The sequence below is a fragment of the Stappia sp. ICDLI1TA098 genome (assembly GCF_054880955.1).
Genome location: NZ_JBTZBT010000001.1, coordinates 1,958,916 through 1,974,665, shown reverse-complemented (window position 1 = coordinate 1,974,665; position 15,750 = coordinate 1,958,916). Strand labels below are relative to the sequence as shown.

General features: G+C 63.0%; 14 protein-coding genes. 11 read left to right on the top strand and 3 right to left on the bottom strand.

From position 1 onward, the window contains the following. Positions 1-140 precede the first annotated feature (140 nt). From ACSLUQ_RS08940 to ACSLUQ_RS08890, 11 genes are all read left to right on the top strand, one after another. Positions 141-1,208, top strand: coding sequence for a DUF2793 domain-containing protein (locus ACSLUQ_RS08940; protein WP_461808296.1), 1,068 nt, complete (start codon positions 141-143; stop codon positions 1,206-1,208). Positions 1,209-1,343: 135 nt separating this feature from the next. Next, on the top strand, positions 1,344-2,384 hold the full coding sequence (locus ACSLUQ_RS08935; protein WP_461808295.1) for an SAM-dependent methyltransferase: 1,041 nt from the start codon (positions 1,344-1,346) through the stop codon (positions 2,382-2,384). A 30-nt stretch (positions 2,385-2,414) separates the two neighbouring features. Then, positions 2,415-3,116 carry a class I SAM-dependent methyltransferase gene (locus ACSLUQ_RS08930; protein ID WP_461808294.1) on the top strand — a complete coding sequence of 234 codons (702 nt, stop codon included), beginning with the start codon at positions 2,415-2,417 and terminating at the stop codon, positions 3,114-3,116. 281 nt (positions 3,117-3,397) lie between these two features. Continuing rightward, a complete protein-coding gene (locus ACSLUQ_RS08925) occupies positions 3,398-4,549 on the top strand; it encodes an FkbM family methyltransferase (protein ID WP_461808293.1) in 1,152 nt (383 codons plus the stop codon). Between the two features lie 402 nt (positions 4,550-4,951). Beyond that, complete coding sequence (rfaE1, locus tag ACSLUQ_RS08920) at positions 4,952-6,493, top strand: D-glycero-beta-D-manno-heptose-7-phosphate kinase (protein ID WP_461808292.1); 1,542 nt, start codon at positions 4,952-4,954, stop codon at positions 6,491-6,493. Between the two features lie 74 nt (positions 6,494-6,567). Further along, a complete protein-coding gene (gene rfaD / locus ACSLUQ_RS08915; protein ID WP_461808291.1) occupies positions 6,568-7,548 on the top strand; it encodes an ADP-glyceromanno-heptose 6-epimerase in 981 nt (326 codons plus the stop codon). Positions 7,549-7,652: 104 nt separating this feature from the next. Then, a complete protein-coding gene (locus ACSLUQ_RS08910) occupies positions 7,653-8,834 on the top strand; it encodes a hypothetical protein (protein WP_417281049.1) in 1,182 nt (393 codons plus the stop codon). A gap of 7 nt (positions 8,835-8,841) precedes the next feature. Beyond that, positions 8,842-9,642: an ABC transporter permease gene (locus ACSLUQ_RS08905; protein ID WP_417772613.1), complete on the top strand. Its 801-nt coding sequence runs from the start codon at positions 8,842-8,844 to the stop codon at positions 9,640-9,642. Between the two features lie 75 nt (positions 9,643-9,717). Next, positions 9,718-10,947 (top strand): hypothetical protein, encoded by a 1,230-nt coding sequence (locus tag ACSLUQ_RS08900; protein WP_461808290.1) that lies wholly within the window; start codon positions 9,718-9,720, stop codon positions 10,945-10,947. Continuing rightward, on the top strand, positions 10,947-11,753 hold the full coding sequence (locus tag ACSLUQ_RS08895; RefSeq protein ID WP_417772615.1) for an ABC transporter ATP-binding protein: 807 nt from the start codon (positions 10,947-10,949) through the stop codon (positions 11,751-11,753). The genes ACSLUQ_RS08900 and ACSLUQ_RS08895 overlap by 1 nt, the downstream gene beginning before the upstream one ends. 60 nt (positions 11,754-11,813) lie before the next feature. Continuing rightward, the gene (locus ACSLUQ_RS08890) at positions 11,814-12,863 is read left to right on the top strand and encodes a hypothetical protein (protein ID WP_461808289.1); all 1,050 of its coding nucleotides are present in this window, start codon (positions 11,814-11,816) and stop codon (positions 12,861-12,863) included. A 76-nt stretch (positions 12,864-12,939) separates the two neighbouring features. Here ACSLUQ_RS08890 and ACSLUQ_RS08885 read toward each other — a convergent pair whose 3' ends face one another. The 3 genes from ACSLUQ_RS08885 to ACSLUQ_RS08875 are packed head-to-tail and all read right to left on the bottom strand — an operon-like array spanning position 12,940 to position 15,477. Further along, positions 12,940-13,725 (bottom strand): MetQ/NlpA family ABC transporter substrate-binding protein, encoded by a 786-nt coding sequence (locus ACSLUQ_RS08885; RefSeq protein WP_461808288.1) that lies wholly within the window; start codon positions 13,723-13,725, stop codon positions 12,940-12,942. A 29-nt stretch (positions 13,726-13,754) separates the two neighbouring features. Beyond that, positions 13,755-14,432: a methionine ABC transporter permease gene (locus ACSLUQ_RS08880; RefSeq protein WP_417772618.1), complete on the bottom strand. Its 678-nt coding sequence runs from the start codon at positions 14,430-14,432 to the stop codon at positions 13,755-13,757. Further along, positions 14,422-15,477 carry a methionine ABC transporter ATP-binding protein gene (locus tag ACSLUQ_RS08875; RefSeq protein ID WP_461808486.1) on the bottom strand — a complete coding sequence of 352 codons (1,056 nt, stop codon included), beginning with the start codon at positions 15,475-15,477 and terminating at the stop codon, positions 14,422-14,424. The genes ACSLUQ_RS08880 and ACSLUQ_RS08875 overlap by 11 nt, the downstream gene beginning before the upstream one ends. Positions 15,478-15,750: the final 273 nt, after the last annotated feature.

Genomic DNA, 15,750 nt, shown 5'->3' with positions numbered 1-15,750 from the left:
AATCCCCGCTGTCGGGCCCGATGCTAGACTCGTTTGCGCCGGGCATTGCACCGCCGTTGGCCAAACTTGCCCGCACCGCACGTCGCCGGCCGTCCGCCGCCCGTGTCTCCCGTTCCCCCTCGCACAGAGAGGACCACCGCATGTCCATCGATCCCGCAACCGCAACGCCGCTGCTCGCTCTCCCCCTCATCCAGGCCGCGCAGGCGCAAAAGCATGTCACCCACAACGAGGCGCTGATGGCGCTCGACGCGCTGTTGTTCCTGGCGCTGGAGCGGTCGGATCTGGCCACCGCTCCCGAGGAGGCGGGCGAGGCGGCGCGCTATCTGGTCGCCGCGCCGGCGACCGGCGCCTGGGCGGGACATGAGGGCGAGATCGCTCTCAGGCGCGACGGGGCCTGGCTTTTCCTTGCGCCCGCCGAGGGGTGGTGCGCCCTCGACCGCGCCCGTGGCGTGCTGATGCTGCGCGGGGCTGCCGGCTGGCGTGACCTTGCCGAGCTGCCCGATGCCGGGCGTGACGACCTCGCCCGCCTCGGCATCAACGCCAAGGCCGATCCGGTCAATCGTCTCGCCGTGCGCGCGCCCGCCAGCCTCTTTGTCGGCGAGACGGGCTCGCACCGGCTGACGGTGAGCAAGGGAGCGGCCGGCGACACGGCGGCGCTGCTTTTCCAGACCGACTATGCGGCGCGCGCCGAGATCGGCCTTTGCGGCGACGACAACCTGTCTCTCAGGGTTGCCCGCGACGGAGGCGGCCTGGCACCGGCGCTGACCGTCGCCCGCGCCTCGGGAAACGTCGGCATCGGCACCACGGAACCCGGCGCGGAGCTGGAGGTCTCCGACACAAACGGCGACGGCGACTGCCGCCTGCAACTGCGCACCGGCAACGAAATCGCCCAGTTCGGCGTGTCCACGACCCAGGTCTTCATCGACACCACCGACGAGAAGCCTTTTGTGCTCTATGGGAATGGGCAGGCCCGCCTGATTCTCTCATCTGACGGACATATTGGAATTGGAACGTACACACCTACTGTGAAGATGCACGTCACGGGGGCAATCCGAACTGCTGTCTATGAAAAGCCCGATCTGCCTGACGCTACGATCTCTGGTGTTGGTTCTCATGCATTCATGCGCGATGAATATCTTTCTGTTTTTCCGGTGTATTCTGATGGCGTTGCATGGCGATTTTATTCGAATAACGAAGAGATTGTTTGAATTTTACAATATCTGATTTTTATATATTTAAATGACTGTTGACATTCGTATAATGCGAGCGCTTTGGCTTGACGTCATGTCTTGGGATGTGCGACGACGGCACAGGTCAAACTTGCCTTGCGCAGGAGAGCACTCGTGCCGGATAAAGATGAGCAGGATCTTAGCGATCTGAGCCGAAAAATTTCCCTTCTTCGTTCACTCGTGAACGAGCATGATCAGCCGAATATCAACGCTCTTAGCGAGGCTATTCGGAATATTGACAATATTGCTCTCAATATAAAATTCTTCGGTTATGAGTTGGCGCGCAAGTTGGCGGACGATCTTCCGGTCCGGACAGGTTTGCAGGCTCAAGCCGTTGAGTTGATGTCAAAGGCGAGTACACAGAGCGATCTTGAGTCTGACTGGGTCGCTTATTGGTGTGAGCGACTTAAGATTCCTTTGGTCTTTCATAGGAAGATCTGGGAGCTCTGTTATGCAATGCAGGCATTCCATCAAGCTGGTGTCCTGCGACCTGGTGCTCGAGGTCTGGGGTTCGGGTGCGGTACTGAGCCACTTCCATCTTTGATGGCCAGCTATGGTGCGGAAGTGGTCGTTACGGACCTTCATCCGGATGCGCAGGAAACCTCGGGCTGGGCGAATACCAATCAGCACACCAAGGCGCTTGATGTTGCCTTCAAATCTGAACTGGTGGATCGGGCTACCTTTGATCGCAATGTGTCGCTTCGCTACGTTGATATGAACGACATTCCTTCCGATCTTCGTGGTTTTGATTTCTGCTGGTCGATATGTGCGCTTGAGCATCTTGGTAGTATCAAGAAGGGCCTCGATTTTATCGAAGCCTCTATTGATACGCTAAAGCCCGGTGGTGTGGCTGTGCATACGACTGAGTTCAATTTTTCGCGTGATGATGCGACGATTGATAACTGGGGGACGGTTCTTTTCCAGCGGCGCCATTTTCAGGAGATCGCGGAGCGCCTTCAAGGGAAGGGGTTTAACGTCGCGCCGCTCAACTTTGATATTGGTGACAAGCCTCTCGATAAGTTTATCGACCTGCCACCGTTCCCACACGACATGAAGGGCCTAATGGCTGAGTATTGGAATGTCGGTAGCAATCATATCAAGGTTTCGGTGGACGGATTTCCAGCGACTTGCTTTGGTTTGATTGTTACTAGGTGAGGCTTTTGTGTCGGATGGGGGAGGTGGCCGGTGGCTGACGAGCGCGGGATCCTGAGGGATAAACAGTACAGTCAGGCCTATTACGATGAGCACGTTGAGGCTGGCCTTGACTATCTAGCCTACGGCGAGTGGCATGAAGCCTATGCATTGATGGTTGCTGAGGCGACCTTGCAGACGGACTTTGTCTCACCGGCTGTTCTGGATGCTGGGTGCGCTTGCGGCGCGCAGCTTCAAGGGTTTCGCAAGTCCGGGTTGTTCAAAAAAGTACTCGGCATCGATATGTCGAGTGCGATGATCGAGATGGGGAAATCTCACTTCGGATTTTCGTCTGCTGAGCTGATGGCCGGCTCTATAGAGCATATCCCTTTGCAAGATGAGGATCTGACGCTCATTAATTCGGGTCAAGTGCTCGAGCATATCCCGGATGAACTCATAGATTCAATTTTAGCCGAGTTCTTTCGGGTTCTTGTTCCAGGTGGGCGGACGTTCCATAATCTCGCGGCGCTCAAGCGGTTCGACGCACTCGATATTCATGATGGCGACCCCACGCATGTGAATGTCAAGCCAACGATGTACTGGGCAGAGAAGTTTGCCAAGGCTGGTTTCCTTCCTGACTTCGAGAGCTATGATCGTTTCGTGCGTTCGAAGTATTCACCAGGTGCAGGATACCCTAACTTTTTTTCAACCTATGAGATATGGACCACCGTCGCATATATGAAACCTGCCTCATAGTGAGTCGTGAAATGGTCCTAAATGATGGATTTAAGGCCGTAGATAAGTTTCTCGATATAGCCCTGCTTTTGCCATTCGGAGACTGGCACAGTTGTGGTGTATGGGGTGTATAGATAGGCGCGTTCGCTTCGAGGGCTCCCCATACTTTCTCGTGAAAGCTGCGAGGGGGTGCTGATCAGCCTATAGGCACCGCTTCCAAATTGTCGCGAACAAGTGATGGCTCTCGAATATATGGGTTCGCGATGTCAAATGAATACTATTACCTTGGTCGTTCTATTGGGATGGCAAAGCTTCATGGTACGGATAGCTATATATGCGTAGATACCCGCTCTTGGGAATCCTTGGCATATATTCAAGGGTATCCTGTTGAGCCGGCCGAGCTTTCGGTTCTTAAGCGGTTTTTGTCTCCGGGTGGTGTGTTTCTCGATATCGGATCAAATTTCGGGCTTTATTCCATTGTTGCCAGCGAGATAATCGGTGCAAAAGGGTTGGTTTATTCTTTTGAAGCAAATCCTCATACCTTTGCGTATCTTAGGCAATCAGCCATTGCAAATCGCCTGTTCTGGTTGTCTCAGTACAGATGGGAAAATCTGGCAGTCGCTGAATGCTCTGGCGAGCTGGAATTTGCCTATGATCCAACTCATCTAGGTAGCGGCCATATTCGGGATGGCCGAGACATCGAGGACACCCAAAAAATCGTGCGGGTGAAGTCTGTGGCTCTTGACGACTATCTTCCCTCGGACGTGCAGCCCGATTTCGTAAAGATCGATGTCGAGGGGCACGAGCTTGGCGTCTTGAAGGGGATGGAAAAGACGCTGCGGCGCTCGCCGAACATTCGCCTTCTGCTGGAATATTACACGTTCACTGACGAGGTGACGGAGTACGGGCGGAGCGTCATCGGCTATCTGCGTGAACTTGGTTTCGGCGTCTGCGCCTTGGATGGACATGGGGCGCTTCGTGTCGTTCCCGAGGGAGAGATCCCGACGGGAAATATCTATATTCTGGCGACGCGGACGCCCGACGAAGACGCCTCGCGCGCCCTTGATTCCTTTAGTATCCGCCCGCACGGGTTCGTTTATCACCCCGTGTTTGAGTCTGGTGAGCATCGTCTTGTCCAGCGCGGCGGAGAGCTGCTCTACGACGGTGCGCGTAGTGGAGGCGTAGAGGAGCAAGCGTTATTCTATGGCCCGTATATATCTCTGCCTGCCGGCGCGTATACTCTGCGGTTTGAAGGCGAAGGCGATGGGGACGCACATTTGGCCCTGACCGCCGATGCCGGTGCGAAAGTGCTTTTCACGTCGGAGGTTTCGCGGTGGAACCAACCGATCCGGTTCGATGTCGCCGAGAGGGTCGGGCAGTTTGAGGTTGTTCTGAGGAAAACCGCCAGCTTGAAGAGCTTGAGACTGGACGGCGTTGTGATCGAAAGGCGTTGAGGCAATATGCGGCCGGGCGTTTGATGCCAATAGGTATTGAATGAAAGTCGCTTTGGGCCGTGCAAACCTTTCCGGCGTCTTGTTGATCAAGGTTGCCTGGGGAAATTGTCACGCGGCAAGCTCAACCCTGTAAATTGTGCGCGTTTTTCCGCAGTGCGGAATCTGCCATATTCCCGATGTACATATGTTTGCGTTCGATTCGGGCGCGCTCGCGCATGCTTCGGCTGTGCAACCGGTGTTGCCGGATCTCGGCTGGGGATTGTTTTGTGAGAAGGTGCGGACATGCCTGAACGCCTCCCTCGACATGGTGGGCGGCGCCCGTCTGCAGGCGACGGCGGGCCCAGCCCGAGCAGGGCGGTGCCGATCGAGGAGATCGGAAACGGGGACGGACCGGAGACACGCATGTTCGCTCGCAAGTTCTTCAACAAGTCGTTCGACGGGACCCGGATCCTCGTTGTCGGCGACGTCATGCTCGACCGCTTTGTCTACGGCAAGGTCTCGCGGATTTCTCCCGAGGCGCCCGTGCCCGTGCTGCATGTCGACAGGGCGTCCACCATGCTTGGCGGCGCCGCCAACGTCATGGCCAACGCGGTCTCCATCGGCGCCGAGGCGGTGCTGATCGGCCTTGTCGGCGCGGATCCGGCCGGCGCCCACTGCGCGGAGCTTGTCGCCGCGCATCCCAGGGCCCGCAACGGCCTGATCACCCGTCCCGATATCTGCACCACGGTCAAGACCCGCTACGTCAGCAATGGCCAGCAGATCATGCGCTGCGACGAGGAGGTCGTGCGTCATGCTCCCGCCGAGGTCGAGGACCGCGTCATCGCCGCGGCATCGGCGGCGATGGCCGATTGCGACGTGCTCGCCATCTCCGACTATGCCAAGGGGCTGCTGACCGACCGGGTTCTGGCCGAGGTGATCGCGGCAGCGCGGGCACGCGACATTCCGGTGATCGTCGACCCCAAGCGGCGCGATTTCTCCGCCTATCGCGGCGCGACGCTGATCAAGCCGAACCGCGCCGAGCTCCGCGACGCGACGGGCCATGCCTGCGCCGACCTCGAAGGATGCGCCGAGGCGGCCGCGCGGGTGATCGACCAGACCGGCGCGGACCTGCTCGTAACCCTGTCCGACGAGGGCATGGCGCTGTTTCGCGCTGGCCGCGAGCCGCTGCATTCGCCCGCCAGCGCCCGCGAGATCTTCGACGTTTCGGGCGCCGGCGATACCGCGCTGGCGGTCTTCTGCGCCGCGCTCGGCGCAAGCCATTCGATGGAGCAGGCGACGTTTCTCGCCAATGCCGGGGCAGGCGCCGTCGTGCGCCGCGCCGGCACGGCGGCGCTGACGCCGAGCGAGCTGTCGCGTGAGCTCAACCGCATCAACCGCCCGCTTGCCCATGCCGTCGCCTCGCTGGAGGACGCCGCCGAGATTGTCGAGGGCTGGAAGCGCGAGGGCCTCTCCGTCGGCTTCACCAACGGCTGCTTCGACATTGTCCACGCCGGCCATGTGGCGATGCTGGCGAAATCGGCGGAGCAATGCGACCGGCTGGTGGTCGGGCTGAACAGTGACGCCTCCGTCTCGCGGTTGAAGGGCAGCGGCCGCCCGGTGCAGCCGCTCGTCTCGCGCGCCGAGGTTCTGGCGGCGATGCAGTCCGTCGATCTGGTGGTTCCCTTCGAGGAGGACACGCCGCTGGAGCTCATCTCCGCGCTGCTGCCCGACGTCCTCGTGAAGGGCGCGGACTACCGCGAGGAAGACGTGGTCGGTGGCGATGTGGTCAAGGCCGCCGGCGGGCGCGTGGCGCTCATCGAACTCGTCCCCGGTCTCTCGACAACCCGGGCGGTGGAGCGTATCAGATCGGCGCAGGGCTCAGCGGACGTGGTGGCATCCGTTGCCCCGCCCGTCCTGTCCGCGGCCGGCGCGGCCACTGCGGAACCGGCCTCCAGCGCGGAATGAGCGCTGCGGATCGAACGACACGCGGTATCGAAACGCACACGGCATCGAAACACACACGACATGGAGCGAACGACGTGATCCTAGTGACCGGCGGCGCCGGATTTATCGGCTCCAACATCGCGCTGGCGCTGGCCGCGCGCGGCGAGCGTGTCGTGGTTTGCGATACCTTTGGCGATGGCGACAAGTGGAAGAACGTCCGCACGCTTCTGGCCGAGGAGTTCGTTTTCCCCGAGGCGCTTGACGGCTGGCTCGCCGCCAACGGCGATGCGCTCAGCGCCATCGTGCACATGGGCGCGATCAGCGCCACGACGGAGCGCGACGTCGATCTGATCGTGGCGAGCAACCTGCAGCTTTCGAAGCGGCTCTGGAGCTTTTGCGCGGCGCGGGCGATCCCCTTCGTCTATGCCTCCTCGGCCGCCACATATGGTGACGGCGCGCGCGGTTTCGACGACCGTTCCGACGATGCCTATCTGTCGGCGCTTCGTCCGCTCAACCCCTATGGCTGGAGCAAGCTCCTGTTCGACCGGCAGGTGATGGCCGCCGTCGGTCGTGGCGAACCGGCCCCGTCGAAATGGGCGGGCCTCAGGTTCTTCAACGTCTATGGCCCGCGCGAGGACCACAAGGGCTCGATGCGCTCCGTGATGCGGTCCAACTGGGAAAAGCTGTGCGCCGGCGAGCCGCTGCGGCTCTTCCGCTCCGACCGGTCCGACTATGTGGACGGCGGGCAGATGCGCGACTTCGTCCATGTGGACGATTGCGTCGCCGTGGTGCTGTGGATGCTCGACAATTCCTTCCCCGGCGACATCTACAATGTCGGCACCGGCACGGCGCGGCGCTGGGTCGATGTGGGCGAGGCGATGTTCGCGGCACTGGGGCGGGCGACCGACATCACCTTCATCGACATGCCGGAGCAGCTCAAGGGGCGCTACCAGTATTTCACGGAAGCGCGCATGGACAAGCTGCGTGCCGCGGGCTTCGACCGGCCGCCGACCGGCCTGACGGAGGGCGTCGCGGCTTATTATGCGTTTCTGGAGCGGGAATCAGACATACTTTGACCATAGAAGCCGCGTAGGAGGCGAGAACGCAACGTGATGACCGGCATCATTGGCACGGGTCGCGAACGCCTGACCCGCGCGGACGCGGGCAAACGGAGACGGTCGTGAACGTCGAACCGGACAGGCACCTGCTGCTCGCGGCGGCCGGGCAAGGCGGTGCGCGCGGGCTTTTCCGGCGTGCCTGGGATTTCGTGTCGCGCCACTACGCTCTGCTTCTCGTCACGGGCATCTTCGTTGTCCCGGTCACCTGGGCGCTTCTCTTCTACGGGCTGATCGCCGCCGACCGCTACGTGTCGGAGACCAAGTTCATCGTGCGCGGCGTCAACAGCCAGCAGATCGGCGGTCTCTCCGTGCTGCTGCGCAGCTTCGGCCTGGCGCGCGCCAATGACGACGCCTATGCGATCCACAGCTACATCCGCTCGCGTGACGCGATGGACGAGCTGATGAAGCAGGTGGACCTCAGGGCGGTCTACACCCGACCCGAAGCGGATTTCATCACCGGCTACTCCACTCTGTTCGGCGATACATCGGAGGGCTTCTTCCGCTATTTCTCCGATCAGATCGTGGTGGAAGAGGACATCCAGACCGGCATCACCACCCTGCGCGTCTCGGCCTACCGGCCGCAGGACGCGGTGGCCATCGCCCGCGCGCTGCTCAGCCTCAGCGAGGCCAGGGTCAACCAGATGAACGACCGCGCCCGGCGCGATGCGCTCGATGCCGCCGGCGAACTCCTCAGCGAGGCGGAAACGCGCGTGATCGAAAGCCAGACGGCGATCACCGCCTACCGCAACCGGGTGCTGATGGTCGATCCGGAGGAGAATGTCAGCAAGCGCACGGAGCTGATCGCCGCGCTCACCTCGGAGATGGTCGAGGACGAGGTTCTGCTGCGTCAGCTCCGCACCTCCTCACCGAACAATCCGCGCATCCCCCCGCTGGTCACCAAGATCACCTCCCTACGGGACCAGATCGCGGAAGAGCAGGGCCAGATCGCCGGCTCGGACGCTTCCATCGCCAGCAAGATCTCCGACTACGAGGGGCTTGTGCTGAAGCGCGTGCTTGCCGACAAGGCGTTCGAGAGCGCCATGCGCACCATCGACAACGCCCGGCAGGAAACGCAGCGCAAGCGTATCTACATCGAGGCCGTCGTCAGCCCGCACCAACCGGACAAATCGACCGAGCCCAAGCGCCTGCGCCGCATTTTCACGGTGATGATCATTTCTTTCGCCGCGTTCGTGATGATCTACCTGCTGGTTTCCGGCGGGCGCGATCACCTCAACATCCATTGAGGGCGCCATGACGGACGAGATCGCCGCCACCGATACCTCGATGATCCTCAAGCGACGCTTCAAGACGCTGAACGCGCTGCTGATCCGCGAGCTGATGGTGCGCTTCGGGCACAACAACATCGGTTTTCTCTGGCTGGTCGGCGAGCCGCTGATCCTGACGGTCGGGGTGATGATCGTCTGGTCGTTCATCTACGGGCGGGAGAACCATGGCGTTCCGATCCTGCCGCTGGTGCTGACGGGCTACTCCATGCTCACGGTCTGGCGGCACATGGTCTCGCGCTTCGTGCACTGCTTCCGCCACAACTCGGGGCTGTTCTTTCACCGCCGCATCCGCCCCTTCGACATGCTGGTCGCCCGCGGGCTGTTGGAGCTTGTCGGCACGCTGATCGCGTTCTTCGTCGCCTACATCCCGCTCGCCCTGCTCGAGGTGATTGCCCCGGTGCACGACTACCTGATCATGCTGACCGCCTGGTTCCTGATGTGCGCCTTCACCTTCGGCGTCGGCCTCATCATCGCCAGCCTGACGGAGATGTCGGAGACGCTCGAGCGCTTCGTGCAGCCGGTCATGTATCTGTTGCTGCCGCTGACCGGCTCCTTCTACATGGTCGCCTGGTTGCCCAGCACGGCGCAGAAAGTGGTGCTTTGGTCGCCGCTGGTGCACGCCAGCGAGATGTTCCGCGGCGGCTATTTCGGCGCGACTGTTCCCACCACCTGGGATGCGTCCTACCTCGCGGTCTGGGCGGTGGTCGTCAATGCTGTCGGCCTTGCCATGATCCGCAAGGCGCAGAACCATATCGAGGTGCAGTAGGATGGCGCGCCTGGCTCGCGGCATCGGCGGGCGGACAGGTCACCGTGCCCGCCAATCGGATGGATTCGGAGCGAGATGAGCGAAACGAAACAACGCGACGACACGCAGGAAGTCACGAGGGAGCGCAAGCTGGAGCTTGTGCCCGTCGACGGGACCGCGCATGTCGATATCGTGCGCCGTTTCGCCGGCCCCACCAGCCCGGACAAGGCGACGGTCGGCGGGCGTCTTTCGTGGCGCGCCTGGCTCTTTCTTTTCCTGGTGGCGCTGCCGGTGTCGGTCTCGCTCCTGTACAACGGCCTGATCGCCAGCGACCGCTACCTGTCGACCGCCTCCTACATCGTACGCCAGACACAGCCCGACAGCTCCCTGCTCGGCATGCTGCAATCCCAGACGGTGTCGAGGGTCGACGACGAGAGCTTCGCGGTTGCCGAGTTCATGCGTTCGCGCGACGCGGTCGACGAGCTCGACCGCGACGGCATGCTCTCCGCCATCTTTGCCGCTGACAATGTCGACATGTTTTCCCGTTTCCCCGGGATGTGGGCCGGTGACACGCGCGAGGATCTCTACGATCACTTCCAGAAGTATCTGCACGTCGAGTTCCAGCGCTCGACCGGCGTCAGCGTGCTCGACGTGCAGTCCTTCTCGCCCGAGGCGGCGCGGCGGATCGCCGAGAAGCTTCTCGTCGCGGCCGAGGCTCTGGTCAACCGGCTGAACGACCGCGCCCGCAACGACGCCATCGATCTTGGCCGCAAGATGGTCGATGACGCGCTGGCGCGCCTGTCCGGCATCCGCGACCGCATCACCCAGTTTCGCAACGATGAAAGCATGATCGACCCGAGCGTCGAGGTGAAGGCCGCTTCCGAGCTGATCAAGCAGCTGCTGCTTGAGACCAGCAAGATCGATGCAAAGCTTGCGGAGACCATCGCCTCGACGCCGGACAACCCGATGATCCCGCAGCTTCGTATCAAGCGCGATGCGCTGGAGGAGAGCATCCGTGGCATCCGTGAGCGCGTCGCCGGCAGCGGTAACGCCTCTCTGGCGCGCAAGATCTCCGATTACGAACGGCTTGTGCTGGAGCGCGAGCTTGCCGAAAAGCAGCTCGCCGGTGCGGTTGGAACCATGGAGGCGGCGGTGCAGGAGGCGAGGTCCGGCCGGCTCTACCTGGAGCGGGTCGTCGAGCCCAGCCACCCGGATCGCCCGGCGTTTCCGCGCCGCCTGCTCAACATCCTGGCGACGCTCGGCATCTGCCTCCTGCTCTACTGGATTGTCCGCTCCATGGCGGACCTGCTGACGGAGCAGAACTGATGTGGTCGGCTCTAGCGCGCCGTGGCCGCGGCTTTCCGCTCGCCAAGCGCCGCACGACCCGTCCCGCGGCGCAGGACACGCCCGAGATCGAGGGCGAGCGGATCGCCGACGTGACCCGCGCGCCCGGCCGCGCCGCGGATGCGCGCGCGCCTGAGCGCGCCATCGTGCTCGAGAATATCGTCAAGTGTTACCACACCCAGGCCGGAACCAAGCGCGTGCTCGACGGGATCGGCTTTCGCGTCGGCGCGGGCGAGAAGATCGCCGTCCTCGGCCGCAATGGCGCGGGCAAGTCGACGCTCGTCAAGCTCATCGGTGGTGTCGAGCAGCCGACCGCCGGCACGATCTCGCGCGGGCTTTCCATGTCGTGGCCGATCGCCTTCGGTGGCGGCTTCGAGGCCAATATGACCGGCTACGACAACATCCGCTTCATCGCCCGCCTCTATGACCGGCCGATCCAGGAGACCATCGAGATGGTCGACGATTTCGCCGAGCTGGGGCGAAATCTCCTGCTGCCGATCCGCATGTATTCCTCCGGCATGCGCGCGCGACTGGCCTTCGCGCTGACCCTCGCCATTGATTTCGAGTGTTTCCTGATCGACGAGGTCATTGCCGTCGGCGATCAGCGCTTCCACCGCAAGTGCCATGACGCGCTGTTCGTGCAGCGCGCCAATTCCGCGATGATCCTGGTCAGCCATGACATCGGCATCATCCGCTCGTTCTGCGACAGGGCCCTGGTGCTGAAGAACGGACGTGGCCGCGTTTTCAACGACATCGATCTCGCCCTCGACATCTATTCGTCGTTGTGACGGCGCCGGCAGGAAGGACCGCAATGAACCGCACCGCCAGGCAGGGCAGGCAGGTCTGAGATGTTTCTCGCGCTTTGCGGTCCGCCGTCCCCCAATACGATCTTCGTCTCGCGCGTCGCACTCGACATCCTGCGCCTGCAGGGCGAGGAGTTCCGCTTCGTCTCGGGCAACTCCGCCGCCGACATGGTGCAGGCGCTGAAGGAGAGGGGGGATACGTCCGCCATCCTGTTCTTCGATGTGCCGGACTGGCGCGTGGTGCGCGCGATTGTCTCCGGACACGTTCCCACGCTTCAGCTCTCCCAGACGTTCGAACGGGTCGTCGTCTACAACATGGTCTCGCGCAGCATGACCATGGAGCAGGCGATCCGCTTTGCCAGCCAGTCCGCCTCCTGCCTCTTCCCCGTGGCAGGCGCTCCCGAAACGCTGCTCGTGCGCATCGACGACAGCATCTCGACGCTTGGCGGCCTGGTCGAGGAGATCGGCGCCGCCTGGGGCCTGCCGATAGATGACCGGATCCAGGAGGAGGTCGCCCGCATCTACATGCCCGATGGCCAGATGGATCTGGAGGAGCTGATCCTTGCCAGGGTCGAGCACGCCCAGGCTGCACACCTTCGATCGCTGGAACTCACCGGCAGCGAACGCTCCCTGCTTGCCGCCGTCGGCGAGGAGTACCAGCCCCTGCTGGACGGCGCCCCGGTCGAGCGGGTCGAATGGCCGGTGCGCATCCTGATGAACGCGGCAAAGCCGGATCTGCCGTTCGAGGGCGGGGCCATCGACATGGTCGGGCCCGCGCGCTGCCTCACCTTCGGGCCCTACCTCCACCTTGCGCCCGGAGACTGGGAGGCAGACATCGCCTTCGCGGTGTTCGACAACCTGTCGGGCAACAGCCTGATGATCGACATCGTGGCCGACGGCGCCATCGCCAGCGTCGGGCGGGCGGAGCTTCCCGCCGAAGGGCTCTTTCGGGTGCGGCTGCCGTTTCGCGTCAGCGAGCCGCAGCAACCCGTCGAAGTGAGAACCGTCATGCTCACCGGCGCCATCGAGGGGGCCTTCCAGCCTGTCCACGTCGTCATGACACGCCGGCGGGACGACGCGCAGGCGGACGGCTGAGCCCCGACGCGGCGCGCGCAACGCAGAAAGGGCGGCACGATGGCCGCCCTTTCGCGTCTTTCCGTGAAACGGATGCTTACCAGCTCGACAGCACGGCGCCCTGGAAGGTCTCGGCGACGAACGCGCGGATCTCGTCGGACTGGTAGGTCTCGACGAGCGTGCGCACCCAGTCGGCATTCTTGTCGACCGTGCGAACGGCGATCACGTTGACATAGGGGCCCTTCGGGCTTTCGCGCAGGATCGGGTCGTTGACCGGGTCGAGGCCTGCTTCCTTGGCGTAGTTGGTGTTGATGCCGGCGGCGTCGACGTCCGGCAGCGAGCGCGGAAGCTGGGCTGCGTCGATCTCGATGATCTTCAGGTTCTTCGGGTTTTCGACGATGTCGGCGACCGAGGCCTTGGTGCCGACGCCTTCGGTCAGCTTGAGCAGGCCCTTGTCCTGGAGCAGCAGCAGCACCCGGCCGCCGTTGGTCGGATCGTTGGGAATGGCGATGGAGCCGCCCTCGGGAATGTCCTCGACGCTCTTGTACTTCTGCGAATAGACGCCGATGGGGAAGTTGACCGTGGTCGCCACGTCGGTCAGCTCATAGCCGCGGTCGCGCACCTGGTTGTCGAGATAGGGCTTGTGCTGGAAAGAGTTCGCATCGAGGTCGTCCGAGTTCAGCGCCTCGTTGGGCACCACGTAGTCGGAGAACTCGAGGATCTCGATGTCGAGCCCCTTCGGCGCGGCCAGTTCCTTGACCGCTTCCATGATCTGCGCATGGGGTCCGGGGGTGACACCGACCTTGATGCTCTTGGCGGAGGCCGGAGCGGCGGCGAGAAGCGAGACGGCGGCGAGGCCGGCGAGGAGAGTCCTGGTGAACATGATGAAGCCTTCCAGGTTGGAGGAGTGCGTCAGTGCCGGGCGCGCTTGTCGAAGCGCCGGGCAAGAAAATCGCCAAGGCTCTGAACGCCTTGAACGAGCAGGATCAGCACCAGCACCACGGCCAGCATGACGTCTGGCATGAAGCGCTGATAGCCGAAGCGGATACCGAGATCGCCCAGGCCGCCGCCGCCGACGGCCCCCACCATCGCCGAATAGCCGATGAGGCTGACGGCGGTGAGCGTGAGCGCCAGCGTGATGGCAGGCAGAGCCTCGGGAAGCAGGACCTTGCGCACGATCTGCAGCGGCGAGGCGCCCATGGCGCGCGCGGCCTCGATCAGCCCCTGGTCGACGCCGCGCACCGCGCCCTCGATCACCCGTGCGATGAACGGCGCGGCGGCGATCGTCAGCGGGACGATGGCCGCGGTGGTGCCGATGGAGGTGCCGGCGATAAAGCGCGTGAACGGCACGATGGCGACCACCAGGATGATGAAGGGCGTCGAGCGCGCGGCGTTCACCACCAGCCCGATCCCGGTGTTCAGCGCCGGAGCGGCGAAAAGCTCACCCTTGCGGCTTGTCGCCAGGAAGACGCCGAGCGGCAGGCCGACGAGCGTGCCGATCAGCCCGGAGACCGCCACCATGTGCAGTGTCTGGACAAGCGCGTCGACAAGCAGCCGCAGGATCTGCGGGGGCAGGAAATCAGGAAACATAGCCGAGCACCTCGGTTGTCAGGCCGTGAGCGCGTGCGCCCGTGTCGAGGGCGGCGAGCGCCGTGTCCGTTCCCTCGACGCTGAAGACGAGCTGGCCGAAGGTCTGGCCGGCGATCTGGTCGACCTTGCCCTGGACGATGGAAAGATCGAGCCCCAGCTCGCGCGAGAGATGGCTGATGAAGGGGGCTTCGCTGCCCGGCCCCTTGAAGACCACGCGCACCAGCGCCTTGGCGCCCGGGCTCCGGCTGGCGGTGAGTTTCTCGCGCAGATGATCGGGCAGCACCGCGCCGGTGACCGCCGAGACGAAGGAGCGTGTCGTCTCGTGCCGGGGCTCGGTGAAGACGTCGAAGGTTGCCCCGTGCTCGACGATCTCGCCGCCGTCGATGACCGCCACGGAATCGGTCACCGCGTTGATCACGCTCATTTCGTGTGTGATGAGCAGGATGGTGACGCCGAGGTCGCGATTGACCTGCTTCAGCAGCGCGAGGATCTGTTCCGTTGTCTCTGGATCGAGCGCCGAGGTCGCCTCGTCCGAAAGCAGCACCTTGGGATCAGTGGCGAGCGCGCGGGCAATGCCGACGCGCTGCTTCTGGCCGCCCGAAAGCTCGGCTGGATAGCGGTCGGCCTTGTCCGCGAGGCCGACGAGGTCGAGGAGGGGGCGCACCCGCTTTTCGATCTCGGAGCGGTTCGTGCCGATGATCTCCAGGGGCAGGGCCACGTTCTGGAACGCCGTGCGCCGGGCCAACAGGTTGAAGTGCTGGAAGATCATGCCGATGGAGCGGCGCTCGCGGCGCAGCGCCGCCTCGTCGAGCCGCGTGATGTCGGTGCCGTCGATGATGACAGAGCCGCTCGTCGGCCGCTCCAGCCCGTTGACGAGGCGGATCAGCGTCGACTTGCCCGCGCCCGAGCGTCCGATGACCCCGAGGATGCTTCCGCGCGCCACAGTCAGGTCGATGTTGCGCAGCGCCTGCACCGAGGCGTGGCCGGAGCGGGAGGGGAAGGTCTTCTCGATGGATTTCAGCTCGACGATCGCCTCGCGCGCCACCTGTGGCGTGGAACGATCAGGCGTCGGATGGTGTTGGCTATTCAATTCTGATGAACCGGTCTTTGGGGAGGCAGGGGGCGACACTATCGCCGTGCTGCACCGCAAAATCTAGAGACCGGGTGTTGTATTCCCCCGCTGGGGAGGATCCTGTTCTCTGCTTGGGCATGTTCGCGAAAATGGAATCCACCGACACCGGTTTCGCGGAGTGGTTCGAGTCTGGCGTCAGGGCGTGAATGCCCGTCCCCAGACGATTTCGCGTTGCAGAGCTTTGCG

Bases quoted from the DNA above. Each gene is read 5' to 3' on its own strand.
- ACSLUQ_RS08940 (WP_461808296.1), top strand. From the start codon at position 141: ATGTCCATCGATCCCGCAACCGCAACGCCGCTGCTCGCTCTCCCCCTC.
- ACSLUQ_RS08925 (WP_461808293.1), top strand. From the start codon at position 3,398: ATGGCAAAGCTTCATGGTACGGATAGCTATATATGCGTAGATACCCGC.
- rfaE1 (WP_461808292.1), top strand. From the start codon at position 4,952: ATGTTCGCTCGCAAGTTCTTCAACAAGTCGTTCGACGGGACCCGGATC.
- ACSLUQ_RS08905 (WP_417772613.1), top strand. From the start codon at position 8,842: ATGACGGACGAGATCGCCGCCACCGATACCTCGATGATCCTCAAGCGA.
- ACSLUQ_RS08900 (WP_461808290.1), top strand. From the start codon at position 9,718: ATGAGCGAAACGAAACAACGCGACGACACGCAGGAAGTCACGAGGGAG.
- ACSLUQ_RS08895 (WP_417772615.1), top strand. From the start codon at position 10,947: ATGTGGTCGGCTCTAGCGCGCCGTGGCCGCGGCTTTCCGCTCGCCAAG.
- ACSLUQ_RS08890 (WP_461808289.1), top strand. From the start codon at position 11,814: ATGTTTCTCGCGCTTTGCGGTCCGCCGTCCCCCAATACGATCTTCGTC.
- ACSLUQ_RS08885 (WP_461808288.1), bottom strand. From the start codon at position 13,725: ATGTTCACCAGGACTCTCCTCGCCGGCCTCGCCGCCGTCTCGCTTCTC.
- ACSLUQ_RS08880 (WP_417772618.1), bottom strand. From the start codon at position 14,432: ATGTTTCCTGATTTCCTGCCCCCGCAGATCCTGCGGCTGCTTGTCGAC.